Origin of the sequence: Kineococcus glutinatus (genome assembly GCF_039542765.1) — a bacterium.
Taxonomy (GTDB): Bacteria; Actinomycetota; Actinomycetes; order Actinomycetales; family Kineococcaceae; genus Kineococcus_A; species Kineococcus_A glutinatus.
Genome location: NZ_BAABIL010000542.1, coordinates 1 through 2,430, shown reverse-complemented (window position 1 = coordinate 2,430; position 2,430 = coordinate 1). Strand labels below are relative to the sequence as shown.

At 74.7% G+C, this 2,430-nt stretch carries 1 protein-coding gene; it reads right to left on the bottom strand.

Features of this window, described 5'->3' with window-relative positions:
• Positions 1-88: 88 nt before the first annotated feature.
• Positions 89-2,430, bottom strand: a 2,342-nt coding sequence (gene pulA, locus ABEB16_RS17860; RefSeq protein WP_345713568.1) for a pullulanase-type alpha-1,6-glucosidase, incomplete at its 5' end; no start/stop codon positions are given.

The following is a 2,430-nucleotide window of genomic DNA, read 5'->3' as shown; positions in this document are numbered from 1 at the left end:
GTGCGGCGCCTGCGCACGCGCGGCGGGGACGTGCCCGCGCGCGACACCGGCGCGCCGCGCGCGGGACGTCCCCGCCGCCCGGGCCCGCTCAGCGCAGCCGGAACACCGCCGCCGTCCGCGCGGGCACGGTGAACGCGCCGCTCGCCGCGTCGAACCGGGATCCCCGCACGACGGGGTCGCCGCCGCGGGCCTGCACCGGGTGCAGCCGGAACCGCTGCCCGGCCGTGCCCGGCACCACCTGCGTGGTCGCCCGCGGGGATGCGTTGAACACCACCACGAGGCCCTGCAGCCGCGGGTCGACGTCGCGGCCGGCGGTGTCGTCGATCCGCATCACGATGACGCCGGGCGTCTGCTGCGGCCCGCTGCCGGGGAAGGACAGCTTGCGCTGCACGAGGTCGGCGCTGCCCAGGTGGAACAGCGGGGTGCTCTCGCGGATCTCGAGCAGCTCCTCGGCGCGCTCGCGCGCGGTGCGGATGTCCGCGGGCGACGGGCGCAGCGCCGGGTCGGCGAGCAGCGGCCGCATGAAGGGGTACTTGGCCTCGTTGTCCGCCGCCGGGGGCAGGCCGCGGCCGAACCCGTTGGTGGTGCCGGAGTGGTCCAGCACGTTGAACCAGTCGCCGGAGTCGTAGCTGTTGCGGTCCAGGGACTTGCTGCGCAGCGCGTCACCGCCGGCGTGCCAGAACGAGATGCCCTGCCCGAACGCGGTGGTCGCCAGGGCCAGCGTCTGCATCCGGGTGCGGTCGGCGACGGGGGTGTCCTGCGGCAGCTTGTAGGCGAGGGCGTCGTAGAGGGTTTCGTTGTCGTGGGCCTCGACGTAGGTGACGGCCTCCTGCGGGTCGGCGGTGTACCCCGCGGGCTGGCCGTTGTAGTCGACCTGGGAGCCCGTGACCCGCGCGCCGGTCCGGTCGGTGAACGCGAAGTCCGCGAGGTTGCCGGTGAGGCCGACGCGGATCTGGTCCTGCGCCAGCAGCAGCCGCTCGCGCTGCTGCTCGGGGGTGCCGTTGACGGGGTCGCCGTTGGGGTCGGTGGACAACCCCGAGCCGAACCCCTGCACGCGGGGGTTCTCGTCGAAGGGGCCGCCGCCGCGCACGGCGTCGCGCAGCCGGTCGGTGAACGTGCCGATCCCGGTGCCGGCCATGTTGAGCTGGGTGGCCTGCACGAAGCGGGCGTCGTCGGCGACCTCGCCGAAGTTCCACCCCTCGCCGTACAGGGTGATCCCCCGGCCGTCGACGCCGTCGCGCTGCGGGGTGAGCCGGTCCAGGGCGGCGCGCACGTCGAGGACGTTCTGCTTCGGGTGGTGGCCCATGAGGTCGAAGCGGAACCCGTCGACCTTGTACTCCCGCGCGATCGTGACGACGGAGTCCACGACGAGCTTGCCCATCATGGTGTGCTCGGGTGCGGTGTTCGCGCAGCACGTCGAGGTCTCCACGGCGCCGCTCGTGGGGTCCAGGCGGTGGTAGTAGCCGGGCACGATGCGGTCGAGGTCGCTGCGCCCGCCCTGACCGGAGTCGGGGGTGTGGTTGTAGACGACGTCCTGCACGACGCGCAGGCCGGTGCGGTTGAGCGCGGCGACCATGTCGCGGAACTCCCGGGTGCGGACGCCGCCGTCGGGGGAGGTGGCGTAGGAACCCTCCGGGGTCGTCCAGTGCAGCGGGTCGTAGCCCCAGTTGAACCCGTCCTGCGCCGCGACCGCGCCGACGCACTCCTGCTGCTGCGCGCTGTCCGGGGGCAGCGCGGGCAGGTCGCACCGCGGCTGCTGCTGCGCGGAGCGGCGCTCCTCGACGGTGGAGATGTCGTTGACGGGCAGCAGGTGCACGGCGCGCAGCCCGGAGTCGGCGAGCTCGCGCAGGTGGCGCATCCCGTCGCTGCGGGTGTCGGTGAACGCCGCGTAGGTGCCGCGGTGCGCGGCGGGCACGGTGGTGTCGGTGATGGAGAAGTCCCGCACGTGCAGCTCGTAGATCGACAGGTCCTCGGGCTGGGCGAGGGCGGGTTTGCGCAGCCGGTCCCAGCCCTTCGGGGTGAGGGCGGCGTCGTCGAGGTCGAGCAGCAGGCTCTGCCCGGAGTTCGCGGTGAGCCCGACGCTGTAGGGGTCGGTGACGAGGTTGCGCTCCACCCGTCCGGTCTCGGGCACGAACACCTCGACCTCGAAGAGGTAGGCGGCGTCCTTCCAGCGGCGCTCGCCGGTGACCGACCAGACGCCGTCGCGGTCCGCCCGCAGCGGCGCGCTGGCCGTCCGGGCCCCGGTGCGGGGGTCGGAGACGTGCACGGTGACGCTGCGCGCGGTGGGCGCCCACAGCGCCAGGGAGGGGCGCCCGCGGTGCCAGGTGGGGCCGAGGGTGCGGCGGGCGGCGCCGGGGTGGAGGGAGTCCAGCACGCCCGGCACCTGCACGGCGGTGGCGGCGGTGACGGTGCCGGAGGCGTCGGTGGCGC